Origin of the sequence: Aquabacterium sp., assembly GCF_016195855.1 — a bacterium.
Lineage (GTDB): Bacteria > Pseudomonadota > Gammaproteobacteria > Burkholderiales > Burkholderiaceae_C > Aquabacterium.
On sequence record NZ_JACPYU010000002.1, the window covers coordinates 241324 to 258039 of the forward strand.

At 62.7% G+C, this 16716-nt stretch carries 14 protein-coding genes; 9 read left to right on the top strand and 5 right to left on the bottom strand.

The window, feature by feature from the left end; translation table 11 throughout:
• The first annotated feature begins 664 nt into the window (after positions 1-664).
• The 6 genes from HY019_RS01200 (at position 665) to HY019_RS01225 (ending at position 7255) form a co-directional block, all read left to right on the top strand.
• Positions 665-1891, top strand: a complete 1227-nt coding sequence (locus HY019_RS01200; RefSeq protein WP_290687696.1) for an RtcB family protein — start codon at positions 665-667, stop codon at positions 1889-1891.
• Between the two features lie 58 nt (positions 1892-1949).
• Positions 1950-2765 (top strand): nucleotidyltransferase domain-containing protein, encoded by an 816-nt coding sequence (locus tag HY019_RS01205; protein ID WP_290687697.1) that lies wholly within the window; start codon positions 1950-1952, stop codon positions 2763-2765.
• A gap of 24 nt (positions 2766-2789) precedes the next feature.
• Positions 2790-3827, top strand: a complete 1038-nt coding sequence (gene rtcA / locus HY019_RS01210) for an RNA 3'-terminal phosphate cyclase (RefSeq protein WP_290687699.1) — start codon at positions 2790-2792, stop codon at positions 3825-3827.
• Positions 3828-4446: 619 nt separating this feature from the next.
• Complete coding sequence (locus HY019_RS01215) at positions 4447-6147, top strand: cellulase family glycosylhydrolase (protein WP_290687701.1); 1701 nt, start codon at positions 4447-4449, stop codon at positions 6145-6147.
• A 45-nt stretch (positions 6148-6192) separates the two neighbouring features.
• Positions 6193-6837, top strand: coding sequence for a hypothetical protein (locus HY019_RS01220; protein ID WP_290687703.1), 645 nt, complete (start codon positions 6193-6195; stop codon positions 6835-6837).
• 43 nt (positions 6838-6880) lie between these two features.
• Complete coding sequence (locus HY019_RS01225) at positions 6881-7255, top strand: hypothetical protein (protein WP_290687705.1); 375 nt, start codon at positions 6881-6883, stop codon at positions 7253-7255.
• Between the two features lie 52 nt (positions 7256-7307).
• On the opposite strand, the gene HY019_RS01230 is transcribed toward HY019_RS01225, so the two are convergent.
• Positions 7308-8042: a hypothetical protein gene (locus HY019_RS01230; protein WP_290687707.1), complete on the bottom strand. Its 735-nt coding sequence runs from the start codon at positions 8040-8042 to the stop codon at positions 7308-7310.
• A 175-nt stretch (positions 8043-8217) separates the two neighbouring features.
• Between HY019_RS01230 and lldD the strand changes: the two genes are divergently transcribed.
• Positions 8218-9372 carry an FMN-dependent L-lactate dehydrogenase LldD gene (lldD, locus tag HY019_RS01235; RefSeq protein WP_290687709.1) on the top strand — a complete coding sequence of 385 codons (1155 nt, stop codon included), beginning with the start codon at positions 8218-8220 and terminating at the stop codon, positions 9370-9372.
• A gap of 54 nt (positions 9373-9426) precedes the next feature.
• On the opposite strand, the gene HY019_RS01240 is transcribed toward lldD, so the two are convergent.
• A complete protein-coding gene (locus HY019_RS01240; protein ID WP_290687710.1) occupies positions 9427-10299 on the bottom strand; it encodes a Sir2 family NAD-dependent protein deacetylase in 873 nt (290 codons plus the stop codon).
• Positions 10300-10491: 192 nt separating this feature from the next.
• On the opposite strand from HY019_RS01240, the gene HY019_RS01245 reads away from it, so the two are divergent.
• Entirely contained in the window at positions 10492-11604 is a 1113-nt protein-coding gene (locus tag HY019_RS01245; protein WP_290687711.1) for a 6-carboxytetrahydropterin synthase, read from the top strand.
• 61 nt (positions 11605-11665) lie between these two features.
• Here HY019_RS01245 and HY019_RS01250 read toward each other — a convergent pair whose 3' ends face one another.
• Positions 11666-12565: a PEP-CTERM sorting domain-containing protein gene (locus tag HY019_RS01250; RefSeq protein ID WP_290687712.1), complete on the bottom strand. Its 900-nt coding sequence runs from the start codon at positions 12563-12565 to the stop codon at positions 11666-11668.
• A gap of 51 nt (positions 12566-12616) precedes the next feature.
• Between HY019_RS01250 and HY019_RS01255 the strand changes: the two genes are divergently transcribed.
• Positions 12617-13438 carry an ABC transporter substrate-binding protein gene (locus HY019_RS01255; protein WP_290687837.1) on the top strand — a complete coding sequence of 274 codons (822 nt, stop codon included), beginning with the start codon at positions 12617-12619 and terminating at the stop codon, positions 13436-13438.
• A gap of 17 nt (positions 13439-13455) precedes the next feature.
• Here HY019_RS01255 and HY019_RS01260 read toward each other — a convergent pair whose 3' ends face one another.
• Complete coding sequence (locus tag HY019_RS01260; RefSeq protein ID WP_290687714.1) at positions 13456-14658, bottom strand: aminotransferase class I/II-fold pyridoxal phosphate-dependent enzyme; 1203 nt, start codon at positions 14656-14658, stop codon at positions 13456-13458.
• Positions 14659-14687: 29 nt separating this feature from the next.
• Complete coding sequence (locus HY019_RS01265; protein ID WP_290687716.1) at positions 14688-16715, bottom strand: ATP-binding protein; 2028 nt, start codon at positions 16713-16715, stop codon at positions 14688-14690.
• Position 16716 lies beyond the last annotated feature (1 nt).

Sequence of the window (16716 nt, forward strand, 5' to 3'; positions counted from 1 at the left end):
GTGTCGCTTGCGAATGCCCACAGGAGTACAGCACCAACTCGCCACGCGGGCCTGCAAGCCCGCAGCCGCCCGAGCTTGCGACGGTGGCCGGCAACTCTTGTGAATCTTGTCGCTTGCGGCATCCCCCCAGTGAGCATCTTTGTTGGACGAATGCCGATGAGACTACATTCAGATTGTTAACGTCTCATCAACGCTTAGTCGTCACCCGCAAGGACACTGGCCCATGAATTGATTCGCGTGAATGCTGGCAGGACTACATCGGATGCCTGGGGTTCGAATCCCCGGCCGGGAAACTGGTAATGGCTACGTCTTGCCGACCCTTGTCACGCACTTTTGTTGAGATGTCCTGCTGCGAATGCAGGTGGAACTACAGACTCTTAATCTCGTGGTCGCGGGTTCGAGTCCCGCCGGTCCCAAATCAGGGGGACCGTAGCTCAGTGGTAGAGCACGACGTTTCACCAACTTCTTGTCGCAGCATGACATCACCTGTTTGGCGGTGAATGCGGATGGAATTACAGGTAGACGCACGCAGCAACGGCTGCGTTCCCTGCGAGCAGTCATACGAGTGATCGCGGGGCGCCCGGGTTCAAGTCCCGGTCCAGCAATGGATGGCGGAGTAAAGATTTCATCGCCCCTTGTCACCGCATTTTTGATGGAGAAGAACATGTCAGGTCAGAACTACAACGTTGAAGAGATCCCCGGCGGTGTGTCGGTGAAGATGTGGACCAAAGGTGTCCCCGTCGAGGACGAAGCCAAGAAGCAGCTTGCCAATGCGGCTCGCCTGCCCATCGTGTTCAAGCACATCGCGGCCATGCCCGACGTGCACCTGGGTATTGGCGCTACCGTCGGCTCGGTGATCCCGACCCTCAAGGCCATCATTCCGGCTGCAGTGGGTGTGGACATCGGCTGCGGCATGATGGCTGCCAAGACCACGCTGCGTGCGGAAGACTTGCCGGACAACCTGGGCCCGCTGCGCTCGGCCATTGAGCAGGCGGTACCGCACGGCTCGGCACCCAAGCACCGTGGTCGTGACCCAGGTAGCTGGGAGAACCCCCCTGTGTCGGTGGACCAGGTCTGGGCCACGCTGGTCGACGAGTTCGATGCGCTGTGTGAATTGCACCCGCGCCTGAAGAACACGAACAACCGCAAGCACCTGGGTACGCTGGGAACGGGCAACCACTTCATCGAGGTCTGCCTAGATGAAACCGGTTTCGTGTGGTTCATGCTGCACTCGGGTTCGCGCGGTGTGGGCAATGCAATCGGTACGCACTTCATCGAGCTGGCCAAGAAGGACGCGGAGCGCAATCAGCGCAACCTGCCAGACAAGGACTTGGCTTACTTCGAGGAAGGCGCCCAGTATTTTGGTGACTACGTGCGTGGCGTGTCCTGGGCTCAGAAGTTCGCCATGCGCAACCGTGAAGTGATGATGGCCAACCTGATCGCCACGGTTCGCAAGGTCATCAACAAGCCGTTTGAGTCGCGTGTCGAAGCCGTGAACTGCCACCACAACTATGTGCAGCAGGAGCGCCACTTTGGCCAGGACGTGTTCGTGACCCGCAAGGGTGCGGTGAGCGCCAAGCGCGGCGAGATGGGCATCATCCCGGGCAGCATGGGTGCGCGTAGCTACATCGTGCGCGGCCTGGGTAATCCGGAAAGCTTCGAGAGCTGCAGCCACGGTGCTGGACGTGTGATGAGCCGTACCAAGGCCAAGAAGATGTTCACCGTTGAGGACCAGGTCAAGGCCACCGCTGGCGTCGAATGCCGCAAGGATGCAGACGTCATTGATGAAATTCCAATGGCCTACAAGGACATTGACGCTGTCATGGCAGCGCAGGGCGACTTGGTCGAGGTGGTGCACACCTTGAAGCAGGTGGTCTGCGTGAAAGGCTGAGCGGATGAGGGCTTCGTGCTCTCACCTGCCCAGGATAATGAACTTGGGGAGAGAGAGCATGAAGGAAGAAACCTTTTTGAGTGCGCATCCCGTGTCAGACGACATGCGTGCCACTGTTGTGGAGAACCTGGCAGTGCTGGAGCGAACGCACCAGGTCAAGGTGCTGTTCGCTTGCGAATCAGGTAGCCGTGGATGGGGCTTTGCCTCACCTGACAGCGACTATGACGTGCGCTTCGTCTACGTCAATCGATTGTCTTGGTACTTGAGCGTCGAGCCTGATCGCGATGTCATCGAGCAGCCCATAAGCGGGGACCTGGACATCAATGGTTGGGATCTGCGCAAGACACTGCAGTTGCTGCGGGAGTCCAACCCGACGCTGCTTGAGTGGTTGCGCTCGCCCGTCGTTTACCAGCAAGAGGCTCACTGGGTTGAGCGCCTTCGCGTGCTCGCAGAAGACGGCTTCTCGCCGGTGCGGGGCTATCACCACTATGTGTCGATGGCCAGGAAGAACCTGCGTGAGCACCTTTATGGCGAGGTCGTCCGGTACAAGAAGTACCTCTATGTCTTGCGGCCGTTGCTGGCCGCACGCTGGATACGTGAAGGGCGGGGTGTTCCGCCGATGCGCTTTGCGGAGCTGGCCAGCGAGACCTTGACAGACCGGGCTGTGCTGGACGAGGTGAACGCCCTGTTGGAGGTCAAGATGCGTGCGGGCGAGTCAGCGACGAGCCCGCGCTGGGTTGGCATCCATGACTTCCTAGAAGCGGAATTGGCTCTTGCGTTGGCCCACTCACTTGACAAGGGTCCGAAGGCGGACGAGAGACTGCTCGACCAGTATCTGCATGAGGCCGTGCTGCACTTCGATACCCGTGCCTAGAACAAGAAAAGAAGAAGCAAGAAAATGATTGAAATTGATGGCTCCGTTGGCGAAGGCGGAGGACAAATCCTTCGCACTTCGCTGGCCCTGTCCATGTGCACGGGCCAGCCCTTTTCCCTGACCAAGGTTCGCGCCGGCCGCGCGAAGCCTGGCTTGATGCGTCAGCACCTGACCTGCGTCAACGCTGCAAAGGAGGTTAGCGGCGCCGAGGTTCTTGGGGCCGAGCTGAACTCGCAGTCTCTGACTTTCACGCCGGGCCAGGTGCGCGCTGGCGACTACCACTTCAACGTTGGCACAGCGGGCAGCTGCACGCTGGTGCTGCAGACGGTGTGGCCGGCATTGCTGATGGCCGATGCGCCCAGCCGCCTGAAGCTGGGTGGCGGCACCCACAACCCCATGGCGCCGCCCTTTCACTTCCTGGAGCGCAGTTATGCGCCTTTGCTGAAAAAGCTGGGTGCGAATGCTGAGTTGAAGCTGCGTCGACTGGGTTTTTACCCGGCGGGCGGCGGCGAAATCGAGGTGACGATCTGGCCAGCCAAGGACGCGCTGCAGCCTTTCGATTTGAACGACCGCGGCGCCAAGGTGGAAGGCTACGCCGAATGTTTTGCGCCGGCGCTCCCGCGCTCCGTTGCCCGGCGCGAACTGGAGCAACTTGGCGCAGCCCTTGGCTGGAGCGGAGATCAATTGCGTGAGGCGCCAACCCGTCAGCACGAAGGGCCTGGCAATGCACTGCTGGCCACCTTGGTGTACGAGAACCTCAGTGAAGTCTTCACCGAGTTCGGCGAAAAGGGCGTGAGCTCGGAGAAGGTCGCGCGCGACCTTGTGCGCGAAGTGAGGGCATATCAGGTGGCTGGGGCTGCGCTGGGCCCGCACCTGGCTGACCAGTGGTCGCTACCGTTGGCCTTGGCCGTATGGAAGCGTCAACGCGAGGCGACCTTTACCTGCACGGAGTTGACGGATCATGCAAAGACCAATTTTGAGGTCATTGAGCGGTTCTTGCCTTTGAAGTTCTCGACATCGGTGTGGAGTGCCGGTTGGCAAATCGTCGTTGAGCCTGTTTAGTTGTATCGGCTATCCTTGCACCTGCATGCAGCAAAGGAGCGTGTAGGAAATTCGTAAGTCGGTGAGAATCCAGAGGCCGGTCGTTCTCATTGAAGATGCGAAGAGCCTTGATTCACATGGGCGCACTTTTGCAGGTTCAATGAGAACCTACACGTCGAAGACGCCTCCTCCGGATACAGATTCGGAAACAGCACCCCCAAGGTGTCCAGTGGAAACCAATTTTCACGGGGCCCTTGGGGGTGCCTGCTTTGCAGCAGGCCATCGGCCATCATGAAGTCGACCTGGTATGCCGTTGTCATTCTTGGTGAATGAACCCCTTACCTTGAGCAAGTCGGCGCGACCGCGCTCGTTGAAACAGTTCGCTTCTTTGTAACTCAACTTCAACGTGATCGAAGCCGTCACATGACGCTCTTCTGACCTGTGCAGCGCTCTGGGCGCAGGCGTGGAGGCCACGTGTATTGGCAACAACGTGCACCACGCGCCAGGCGTGGCGTACATACCTCATCGGTGTTGCGTGGTTCTTGACGGATGTGATGCTCGCCGTTAACTTTCAGGCGCCTGAGGCGTATACAACGCGCTGCATTCATCAAAACACAGAAAATCAAGGAGGGCTGTTCGCATGCCGATATCCAAAGTCAACAAGTCCAATTGCTGGGAGCGCTGGAACCAGGGGCTCATCACTGCAACCAATGTCGGTGGGTTGAACATTGAGTCGACCGGCCAGCCGCAGATCCTGGCCAATCTGGCCGCCAACCGGGGCATCAACGCGATCCGCTTGTGGTTCGCCTGGGGCAATGACTACACGCTCAGCCCGAGTGACTTCATCACGATCGCCAAGGAGGGCTGGGACACCCCTACGCTCAATGCGCTTGGCAAGCTACCGCTGGCCACCATCGCCAAGCAGGTTGACCACATCCTCGATGTCTGCGAATCGCTGGGCTTGGGCGTGATCTTCACGCTTGACTTCTTCAAGACCGAAGGCGACCGCCTGTGGGTGGACAAGGTCGCGGGAGACGATTACCCGCTGGCCACTACCGCGCTGGACATGCAGGACAAGCTGACCCAGTTCTGGGTCGCCACGGCCAACCGCTGGAAGACCCGCCAGGCGGTGATCGGTTACGACATCCTCAACGAGCCCGCGCCCAGTCAAACGATGAGCTTCGCGGATCTCAACGCTCACCCGACGATGAACTGGCCGGGCCTGGCGTCGAAGATCGCGGCCGCCATTCGCACGCAGGCGCTGGATACCGCCACACCGCTGGTGGTGCAGGGCATCTACTGGGGTGGGCCGAATGGCCTTGGCATCTTCTATGACGGCATGGCCGGCACCGCCACGCCCAACAAATGGCTGGTGCAGGACGCGAAGGTGGTCTATTCCTTCCACTTCTACGAACCGGGCGAGGTGACGCAGCAGGGCGTGGCCAACTGGTGCTACGAGGGGCTGGGCCTGACCTACCCGGTGGGTACACGCTGGCGTTGGTACTGGTACAACGGCCAGATCACCTCGGCCAAGCTGGAGCCCTTCAACACCGCCACCGACATGGCGACCAACTGCCAGATCGCGCTGTCGTTCAAACAGAAGTACAACGTGCCGATCTTCGTGGGCGAGTTCTCGCACTTGGATCCCTACTTCGATATCAACTCCACGCTCAACCCGGCCGACACGCGCATCTCCGAAGTGAACGAGGACGACTATCACCGCCAAGTGACCTCCATCACCGCGGACGGCAACACGGTGACCGTCAACGTGGAAAACATCAGCTGGGCGCTGTTTGGCTGGCAGAAACAGGTTCAGGACCGTGGGGCCGGTGGCTTCAATTTTGGTGTCACGAACGCGGCCACCACCGCCCAGCTCCAGCAGTGGCAAGACAACGGCATCGACATCAATCCCTACTTCACCAACACCGTGCTGCTGACCGTGAAGCCCATTCCCGGCTCGCCCGAGGCCGATGCCGTGAACGCGCTCAACATCGTCGATCAGCCGGTGAAGATCACCCGTATCGACAGCAAATACGTGTTCACCGCGTCCAAGCCCGTGACCACCGTGGCGCGCCGCGCGCTGGCCACCAAAGCCAATGGTGAGATGTATTTCCCAGCCGTGGCCACGCTGAGTATCAAGCCTGCCACGTCGGCTACGGCAATGAACGCCAGCCGCGTGGCCTTCGCCACCGACGTGATCTCGATGTGCCAGAAGTCGCGCCTGTCCTGGTCCTGGCACGCCGACGACCTCAACACCGGCGGCTTCGTGGGCTGGCGAGCCGGTCCCGCGGTGAACAACGTGATGCGTCAGGCGGCCATGGGGCGACGCCTCTACAAGTGAGGTGCGTTCGCAAGAAACAATGGGAAGAAACACGGGAGAGATGCAATGAATGAAATCCGCAGAAAGATCGTGACAGCCGTACCGCTGGTGCCGCTCGTGGGCCTCTCGGCCTGCGGCAGCGGCGAAGGCGAAGGCGCAAGCGACACGTCGCAGGCCACTGCCGGCGGGCGTGCCCAGGCGATGGCCGCTGGCACCGTCAACGGCCTGGGGCTGAAGGTGACACAGCCTTCGATCTGGTACAAGCTTGACAGCGTCTTCACGGCCTATTCGGACCTGAAGGTCATCGTGCCCGATGCCACGCCCGTCTGCCAGGCTTGCCTCAACGGGACCACGCTGTACGTGACGCTGACGGAAGAGATCCGCGGCTACCGCCGCTCCGTGATCCTCAAGCTGGCCGCGCCAGCGCTGAACACGTCCTACACCGTCTCCGCGCTCACCGCGGGCGACGCGATGGTGGTGGTCAACGACGGCACGAGCGGGTCGCATTACGAGTACATCCTGAGTTCGGGCACGATCAAGCTCACGGCCTACGACACCACGGCCAACAAGGCCACGATGAGCTTCACCAACGTGCAGGGCTCACCGACCTCGACGACGATCTCTCCAGGCAACGCCGCCACACGCGCGCTGCGTCTGGACGGCTCGCTGGCCACCGCTTTCCGTCAGGAGACGGCGGCCTGGATGGCCTGATAGCGCACGCTCATCGCTATCATCGCTGAGCAAGACCAGCTCCTTGCGGTCGGTGTCTTCGAACATGGCGGAGGCCGACACCTGGTTCCGCCACATGGACCTGACCGAGGCGGTGACCTTCACCTTGGCCATGGCGCAAGCCTCGCTGGACACGCACATGCGTCAGGAGGTCGCCTTCCTGGGCTTGTTCGACCGGGTGAAGCGCCACATCAATGAGCGCCATGATCTGCGCGGCAGTGACCTCGCCAACCTGATCGTGACGATCTTCCAGAATGGCGGCACGCTTTCCAATAACCGGCGCAAGCGCTATGCCGATCGGGTGCAGGCACATGTGCTGGATGCCATCGAAGAGGCCGTCAGCCGGGCCATGCAAGACAAGCCGCTGGGCGAAGAGAACGACGAACACGAAGAACATTGAGCGGGCCAACCGGACCCGGGCATGGGGACCCTGGACGAGCGATCAGTACCCCTCACGGATTGGCGATCAACTCTGTCGCGTTGTGATAGTTCCCCTGCCCCCCAAACGCCAGTCCACTGACCTTGGTCTTGCCAAACAACTTGGCCAGCATGCTGTCTGGTGCGAAGGTCATCGTGCCAATTGAGAAGCCGCCTTCGGTCGAGCCATCGATCACGTTGACCGTGTGCACGGTGCCAGCCGGTGTCTCGACGTACTGGTCCGTCACCTTCTTGCCCACGTTGATCTTGAGCGTGAGGTCATCACCACTCATGCTGTAGCCGCCGTCATAGGCCACTTGCGCGCGTTGTTTGCGGATGAGGCCGGTGGTGGGTGGCTCGAACTCGATGCCGACCACGCCGCCAGGGTAGCCCGCAGCCACTTTGGCGGCGGACTGCTGGGCATCGCTGTCGAGCAGCCAGAGCATGTACAGGTTGGGGCCGCCCAGCGGGAAGGCGGCCTTGCCTTTGGCGGTGGGCAGCATGATGCCCACTTCGGCAATCTTGAAGGCGCCGGTGCTCACCTGGCCTACGGTGCCGCTGTCGCAGGTGGCCAGTTCGACCAGGCCGTAAACGGTCTTGGGCAGCACGTACTTGGCGGGCACCAGGCTGCGTGCCACCTTGGCGTCCACGGGTGCGACCACGGCGAAGTCGCGGCAGTTGGTGCCGGTGCTTTCAAACAAGGTGGTGGTGCCGGCCATGGCACCCATGTGCGCTGCGGCAAGCAGGCCAAGGCCGATCGTGTTCTTCATCATGGCTCTCCAATCAAAACGCAGCATCTTTAAAAAACGCTGTTATTTGATCGGGGATGAACGCGCCTCGGTTTCGGCACTTTCCCTAGGAGACCCCTGCCTGTGGGGGGCGTCTCTGCAGGGGGGATCAGTGCTATCGTGCAGACGCCATGGGTGCAGACGCGACGAGACCACCATGATCATTTCATCCTCCGCCGATTACCGCGAAGCCGCGCGCAGGCGTCTGCCGCCTTTCTTGTTTCACTACATCGATGGCGGTGCCTACGCGGAGCAGACCCTGCGTCGCAATGTCGAGGACCTGGCCGCCGTGGCCTTACGCCAGCGCGTGCTCAAGGACATGAGCCGGCTCGATACCAGCATTGAGTTGTTCGGCGAAAAGCTGGCCTTGCCCGTGGCCTTGTCACCAGTCGGCCTCACTGGCATGTATGCCCGCCGCGGCGAGGTGCAGGCGGCCCGTGCGGCCGATGCGCGTGGCATCCCCTTCACGATGTCGAGCGTATCTGTCTGCCCCATTGAGGAGGTGGCGCCCAAGCTGGGCCGCCCGATGTGGTTCCAGCTGTATGTGCTCAAGGACCGCGGCTTCATGAAGAACGCGCTGGAGCGCGCGCAGGCGGCGGGTTGCTCCACGCTGGTCTTCACGGTGGACATGCCGGTGCCGGGTGCGCGCTACCGCGATGCGCACTCGGGCATGAGCGGGCCTTATGCCGAGCTGCGCCGCTATGCGCAGGCCGTGACGCATCCGCGATGGGCCTGGGACGTGGGCTTGTGGGGGCGCCCGCACGACCTGGGCAATGTCTCGACCTACCTGGGCAAGGCCACCGGCCTGGCCGACTACATGGGCTACCTCGGGGCCAACTTCGACCCGTCCATTTCCTGGAAGGACCTGGAGTGGATCCGGGCCTTCTGGAAGGGGCCGATGGTCATCAAGGGCATCCTGGACCCGGAGGATGCGAAGGATGCCGTGCGCTTTGGTGCCGATGGCATCGTGGTGTCCAACCATGGTGGCCGTCAGCTGGATGGCGTGTTGTCGTCAGCCCGTGCGCTGCCGCCGATTGCCGATGCCGTGAAGGGCCAGATCAAGATCCTGGTCGATTCGGGTGTCCGCAACGGCCTGGATGTGGTGCGCGCCATCGCACTGGGCGCCGACGCGGCCATGATCGGCCGGGCTTACATCTATGCACTGGCCGCAGCCGGTGAGGCCGGCGTGTCACACCTGCTGGAGCTGCTCGAAAAAGAAATGCGCGTGGCCATGACGCTGACCAGCGTCGCCCGTGTGGCGGACATCACGGGCGACCTGCTGGTGCGAGACCGGGGCAACGAGGTCCATTGAGCCACCCTCGCCACCATGCTCACCAGAGTCTGGGGCGTGTCTCATTCGTGATCTTTACAGGGCTTGCAATGCCTCATCCATCAGCTGCAAAGCCCGCATTCCCCCCAACGCCAACCCCACATCATCCCGGCTCGGCACCTGCGCCTCATCCACATTGATGCGCACCAGCCTGGCGCCCGCATAGATCAGCATCTGATGGCTGAAGTTGCGTACCGAGGGCACAGCCGTGCCTGCGCCGATCTCGATCACCACGGGCTTGCGCACCATCGCCAGCCAGCGCTCCAGCTTGATGGACTGTGCCTCGCTGCGCGCAGGCAGCCACAGCGGGTCACCAAACATGAGGATGTTGGGCCGCGCCAGGCCGCCGCAATGCGGGCACCGGGGTGCGTCGTTGCGCAGCAGGCCCTGCACCTCATCCACATCGGGCACGAAGTCGTCAGCCGGCCAGATGGCCTCGGTGCAGGTGTTGAGGCACTGCAGGTGGTGGATGGAGCCGTGGCATTCGTAAACCCGATCGGGGTCGAAGCCGGCTTTCTGGAACTGGCCGTCCACATTGCTGGTGAACACGGTGGCGCCAGCGTTCATGCCTTTGGCCCAGCGTTGCAGGATGCCGAAGCCGGCATGGGGTTGGGTGGCGCGGTAGAGCGCCAGGCGGTGGCCGTAAAAGCCCCAGGCGAGCTCGGGTGAGCGGCCAAAGGCCCGTGGGTTGGCCACGTCCATGAAACCCAGGCCGGCGCGGCCCAGTGCGGGGTAGGCCTGCCAGAAGCCCTCGGGCCCGCGGAAGTCCGGCAGGCCGGAGTCAGCCCCCATGCCGGCACCCGCTGCCACGATCAGGCCGTCGGCCTGGTCGATGATCTCGGCCGCGTGGCGGATGAGGCCCCGCAGTGCTTCGGGGATGTCATCGGGTGTTGCGGCTTGATGGGGCATGGGCACTCAGTACAGCCGCTTGTTTTGATCCGCCAAATTGTAGGTGGCCGCGCCATTTTTGCTGACGTGCGTTGCTGATCTGAATGCACATCAACATTCAATGCAATCCTCTCACGTCAACAAGTCAAGACCACGCAGGGCGCCGCAAAATGGCCTGCTTCGCCCTTTGTGCTGCCACCTGCAGGCTTGACCATGTCACCCCACACCCTCTTCACGGCTTCGTGCAACTTCGAGTCGGCGCGCCAGGTTGGCTTGCTGCCGAGTGGGCACAAGGCGCATGGCCTGCACGGCCACAGCTTTTTGGCGAAGATTCGCGCAGACCTTCCGGCTGCTTGGGCGCCCTTCCCTGGCGCAGAAGTCCACACGCTGGGTGAGCGCCTGGCCGCGTGCACCGGGCAGCTGGACTACCGTTTGATCAACGAGGTGCTGGGCAGCCAGGCGCCAACCGATGAAAACATCGCCCGTTGGCTGCGTGATCAACTGGTGAGCCAGCAGGGCGTGCCTGGGCTGGAGCAAGTCGGTATCCAGAGCACGGCTGACCAGGGGGTGGACCTGGATCGCCATGACCAGGCGCATGTCTGGCGCCGTTACCGCTTTCAATCGGCGCACAAGCTGCCCAATGTGCCAATCGGCCACAAATGCGGGCGCTTGCATGGGCATGGCTTCGAGGTGATCGTGCATGCCAACCAGGACGCAGGCGGCCGTGACATCAGCATCGACTACGACCATCTGGACGAGATCTGGGCGCCCTTCCACTACCAGCTCAACCACAAGTACCTCAATGCGATTGAGGGGTTGAGTAACCCGACGAGCGAAGTCATCGCCGCCTGGTTGTGGGATCGCTTGAAGGCGGTCTTGCCCGAGTTGTCCTGGGTGACGGTGTACGAGACGGGCTCGTGCGGTGCCAACTTCAATGGCAGCGCGTACCGGATCTGGAAGGAAATGACACTGGACAGCGCCTTGTTCCTGCGCCATGCGCCCGATTCAGACCCGCTGAGCCACATCCATGGGCACACCTACACCTTGCGTTTGCACCTGTCTGCGCCGCTGGACGAGGTGATGGGCTGGACGGTGGACTTTGGTGATGTGAAGGATCGCTTCAACCCCATCTTCAAGGCGCTGGACCACCACCCGCTGCATGAGTTGCCGGGCCTGGATGACTGTGATGCCGCGTCACTGGCGCAATGGGGGCTGGCACAGGGGCGGCGCAGTCTGCCTCAGCTTGATCGGGTGGACCTGTATGAAACCCGGGGGTGCGGTGCGATCGCACTTTGCGATCAGGAAGGCCCGGCATTGCCTGTGTGATGAGCGGTCGCATACCCAGGCAAGCCAACCCACATCATCCCGACTGGGCACCTGCGCCCATTCAAGGGGCCGACGGCCGCGTTCGTCGCGTGGCAAGCAGCACCGTGGCGGCCCCGGCTAAGGTCAGCAACAGGGTGTCGGGCTCAGGTACGGCCACCGTTGGAATGGGGCTGACTTCCAGTTTGTAATTGCCAGCGTAGGTCGAATCAATTTCTATGATGGGGTCAATGAATGCGCTGGCTTGATAATATTGCCTGGCGAGCGAGCCTGACATGACGAAGTTCAATGGTATTGCCTGAATAACCGCCTGCAAGGTTATTTTGTTTTGAACGTCTGGCATGACCCATATGTCAAACGATTGGTTGAAATCTCGATGCGTGTTGACTTCAGCCCCATTGTGCGCGTCAGGCAATGGGGCAGCGGAAATGTATTCGACACCGGGCGCGGCACCCAGGTGAAGCGCGCCAGTTTCCACGCCGTAGGACAAGGTTTTCGTACCGGTCGGGGTCGCGGTCAGGAAATCAACGCTGACGCCCACGCTGGTGGGGTTGGCCGTCTGGAAATTGAGCCCCTGCTTGAGCGGGATGTAGCCATACGTGGCGTCAATCGAGCCGGACGTGGACACGTGCGCGAGGACGGGGCTTTTGTCGCCCGGATGGTTGCTCGATATTTTCCAGAAATAAGCCAGGCTGGCGTCACCCCCCACAAGTGCCTCGGACGTGTTATTGGTGATGGCCGATACGCCGACGACGCCCGCACCGGAAACCGCACCAATAGATCGAGAGACTTTGGCGCCGTTCACAAATACGACATCAGGCCCAAAATCTACCGAGCGCGATTTCAGAGGAAGGAAATCAGGCCCACTGATGACCAGGGTGGAGCTTGCGGCAGCGCTGTCCACCGCGGCGATGGCGCCACACGAGAATGTGGCCGCCACAACGGCCAATGTTGTCTTTCTCATCACAATGATGCAATCCTGTCTGTGAGATTTATAAATGGCGTCAATTTGTCGATGCCATTTATCATGTTAGCCAGCGAATATTTGACACAACTGATTTGGGTCAAGTCGAAAGAAGGCCAGGACTTTGTGATGCGCCTGAGCACCAGCTTCATTGCTGCCTCTTTGCTTGCAGCCAGCACCTTGTGCATGGCGCGCTCAACCGTGCCTTACGAGATCGTGACGGAGGAGTGGGCGCCGTACAACTACACGTGTGAGGGCCAACTCAAAGGGCTCTCGACAGACATCGTCATGGCCATCATGGCGCTGACCGGAGACCGGTTCCCCATCCATGTCTTGCCTTCGCTGCGCGCAGGAGCGGTCTTGAGTCGGCACCCCAGGACCATCATGTACTCGCTCTTTCGAACCGAGGAGCGCAACAGCAGCTACAAGTGGGTCGGCCCCATCATCGAGGAGTCGGTCTTCCCCTACAAGCGTCGGGGTGCATCTCTGGTGATCAAGTCTGTCGATGACCTCAAGCGATTGAAGCGCATCACCTGTCGCCATGCTGGCGTCATACCCGCCAAACTCCAGTCCATGGGGTTCGAGAACCTCGATATGGCCGCGACGGAAAGCATCCAGCTCTACAGGATGCTGCTGGCCGGACACGCGGACGTCATCGTCGGCGATACCGAACTGGGTGTCAGGTACTACCTGGGGGTGCTGGGTGTCAAGCAGTCACAGCTGGAAAAGATCCCAATCGAGGTGTTTCGCTCCAGCCTGTACATCGCCTTCAGCGCCGACTCGGATGACACGACGATCAAGGCCTGGCAAAAGGCCCTGCTGCAATTGAAGGCGTCCGGGCAGTTGGCGCAGATCCAGGCGAGATACCAGTAAGGCCTGCTCGCTTCTTTTCAGCGCTGGTCGTCGCGGAGCCGCTTCAGGAACGCCGTCAAGCGCGCCAGGCCCTCAGTCAGATCGGCCTTTGATGCCGCATACGACAACCTCACATGCGCTTTTGCACTGCACACGCCGAAGTCATGCCCTGGCGTCAAGGCCACATGCGCTTCCTGCAGGGCCCGCTCGCAGAACTGCATGGCATCCAGCCCGGTTGAGCTGACGTCGATGTACACGTAGAAGGCGCCATCGGGTGGCACGGGCACGTGCAGGCCGATGTCGGCCAGGCCTTGCAGCACCAGTGCGCGGCGTTCGCCAAATTCCCGCTTGCGGGCCTCGCACACCGCGATGGAGTCGGGTGTGAAGCAGGCCAGCGCGGCCATCTGTGCGGGGGTGGAGGCGCAGATGTAGTAGTTCTGCGCCAGGCGCTCCATCACGGGCACCAGCTCGTCGGGCACCACGGCCCAGCCCAGGCGCCAGCCCGTCATGCCGAAGTATTTGGAGAAGCTGTTGATCACGCAGGCGCCGGGGTCGGCCGCGAGGATGGTGGGTGGCGCCGCATGGCCTGCCGATGCCGAGTCCGCATCGGCATCACTGAGGTTGAGGTAGATCTCGTCCACAATGCGCCAGGCGCCGTGGGCGCGGGCCCAGTCGCAGATGGCGGCCAGTTCGGCCGGTGGCACCGAGGTGCCGGTGGGGTTGGAGGGCGTGGCGATCATCAGGCCGCGGGTGCGGGCGCGCCAGTGGCGCTGCACGGCGGCCAGGTCCAGCTGGAAGCGCGAGCGGGCGTCGGTGGGCACCAGGCGCACGTCGGCGCCAAAGCCGCTGAGGAACTGCCGGTTGCAGGGGTAGGAGGGGTCGCCCACCAGCACCTCGTCGCCGGGGTCCACCAGGGCGGCGGTGAGCAGCAGCAAGGCGGCGGAGGCCCCGGCCGTGACCACCACGCGCTCGGGGTTCAGGCTCAGGCCGTGGGCCTGTTGGTAGAAGCCGGCAATGGCCTCGCGCAAGGCGGGCAGGCCCAGGGCACCGGTGTAGGGCATGGCGGTGTCGGCCGCGATGCGTTGCAGCTCGGCCCGCACGGCGGGTGGTGCGCCAAAGTCAGGCTCGCCCAGGTTGAGGCGGATCACATGGTGCCCGGCGGCTTCAAGCTCGGCGGCGTGTTTGCCGAACTCCATGGCGAGGAAGGGGCTGATGGCCTGGGCGCGTTGGGAGATCTTCATGGTGGGGGTGGGCACACGGGAATGGGCACTTACTGCCCACGCATGCGTTCAATGTGCTCGTCAATGCAGGCCAGCAGCGCGCGGATGTCCAGCGGTTTGGTCAGGTAGCCGTTGAAGCCCCTTTCCCGCGCGCGGTGGATCTGGTCGGGCATGGCATCGGCCGAGAAGGCGACGCGGGGTACATCGGCCAGTTGCGGGTCCTGGGCCAGTTGGTGGGCCAACTCGAAGCCGGTCATGTCACCCAGGTGCATGTCCAGCAGGAAGAGGTCGGGCACGTGGGCGTGGGCCATGCGCAGGGCTTCTGCGCCGTTGCCCGCCACCAGCAGCTGGCAGCCGGGCCGCAGCTTGAGCACTTCGCGCACCAGCTCGATGTTCACATCGTTGTCTTCGGCGTACAGCACCACGAGCTCGGTTTCAGTGGCAGGCCGGGCCGTGGGGCTGGCTGATGGCGCAGGCGCGGCGGGCAAGTCCACGGCGTCAGCTTGCGGCACCCAGGCGATGAAGCTGGAGCCCTGCCCGGGTTGGCTGCGCACCTCCAGCCGCCCGTGCATGGCCTCCAGCAGCTTGCGCACGATGACCAGGCCGATGCCGGTGCCCTCCACGCTGGTGCATTCGGCACCCAGGCGGTTGAAGGGCTCGAACAGGTGGGCTTGTTGCTCGGCCGTCAGGCCCAGGCCGGTGTCGTCGATGGCGATGGCCACCTGCTCGCCCTCGCGCCAGATGCGCGGGCTCACCTGGCCGTGGGGGCGGTTGTACTTGATGGCGTTGCTCAAGAGGTTGACCAGCACCTGCCGCAAGCGGATGGGGTCGACGCACACCACCGGGTCTTCGCTGACCTGGGGCGGGCAGATGGCGATGTTGCGCTCGCTGGCCAGCGGACCCACCAGGTGGCAGGCTTCGGACAGCAGCATCGAGGGGCGGCAGGGCTCGGCCGCCAGCGGCAGGTTGCCCGCTTCGATGCGGGACAGGTCCAGCACGTCGCTGATGATGCCCAGCAGGTGCGAGCCGGCGTTCTCGATGTGCGCCACTTGCTGCAGTTGGTCGGCATTGAGCTGCCCGGCCGAGCTCAGGCGCAGCAGCTGGGCAAAGCCGATGACGGCGTTCAGCGGCGTGCGCAGTTCGTGGCTCACGCGCGAGAGGAACTCGTTCTTGGCGCGGTTGGCGTCCTGGGCCACCTGGGCGGCCATGCGGGCGTCCAGCAAGGCCTTCTTGTCGGTCAGGTCGGCGGTGTGGCCGTACCAGACCACGCTGCCATCTTCTTCGGTGACGGGGATGGCGTGGCCGCCATAGACCCGCAGCCCCTTGCTGGGCAGGATCACGCGGTATTCAAAGTCCACCGGCCTGAGCCGGGCGCCGGGCTTGGGGGCCATGGCCAGGCGCCGGGCGTAGGCCAGGTCGTCCGGGTGCACGCGGATGTGGTGGGCGTAGTAATCGCGCTCCATCAGCTCGTGCGGCAGCTCGAACATCTCCATGGCGCGGTCGCTGAGGTAGAGAAAGCGCGCGCGGCCTTCCGCGTCAAAGCCGATCTTGTGGATGAGGCCAGGCACGAACTTGCCCATGCTGCTGAGCAGGGCTTCACGCTCGCGCAGGGCCAGCTCGGAGGCCTTGCGCTCGGTGATGTCGTCGGTCACGGACACGAAGTACAGCGGCTGGCCTTGCTCGTCGCGGGCCAGCCGCGAGGTCACTTGCGCCCATATCGTGGTGCCGTCGGGGCGCAGGTAGCGCTTTTCCTGGCGGTATTCATCCAGGATGCCGGCCTTCAGATCGGCCGCGGCCTGGGTGTCGCGGGCGAGGTCGTCAGGGTGCGTGATGTCTTGAAAGCGCCGCTGGAGCAGGTCTTGCATCGGGTAGCCCAGGATCTGGCACAAGCTGTCGTTGACCTCGATGAAGCGGCCATTGAGGCCCACCACGGCCTGCCCTGGGGCGGACAATTCAAACGCGGCGCGGTAACGGGCCACCTGGGCGCGCAGCGCAGCAAGTTCGGCGAGTTGGGCCGGCTCGGTGGACGGGGGCGTGGCCAAGGCCGCAGGCTGATCGGGAGACGGCGCGGGGTTCATG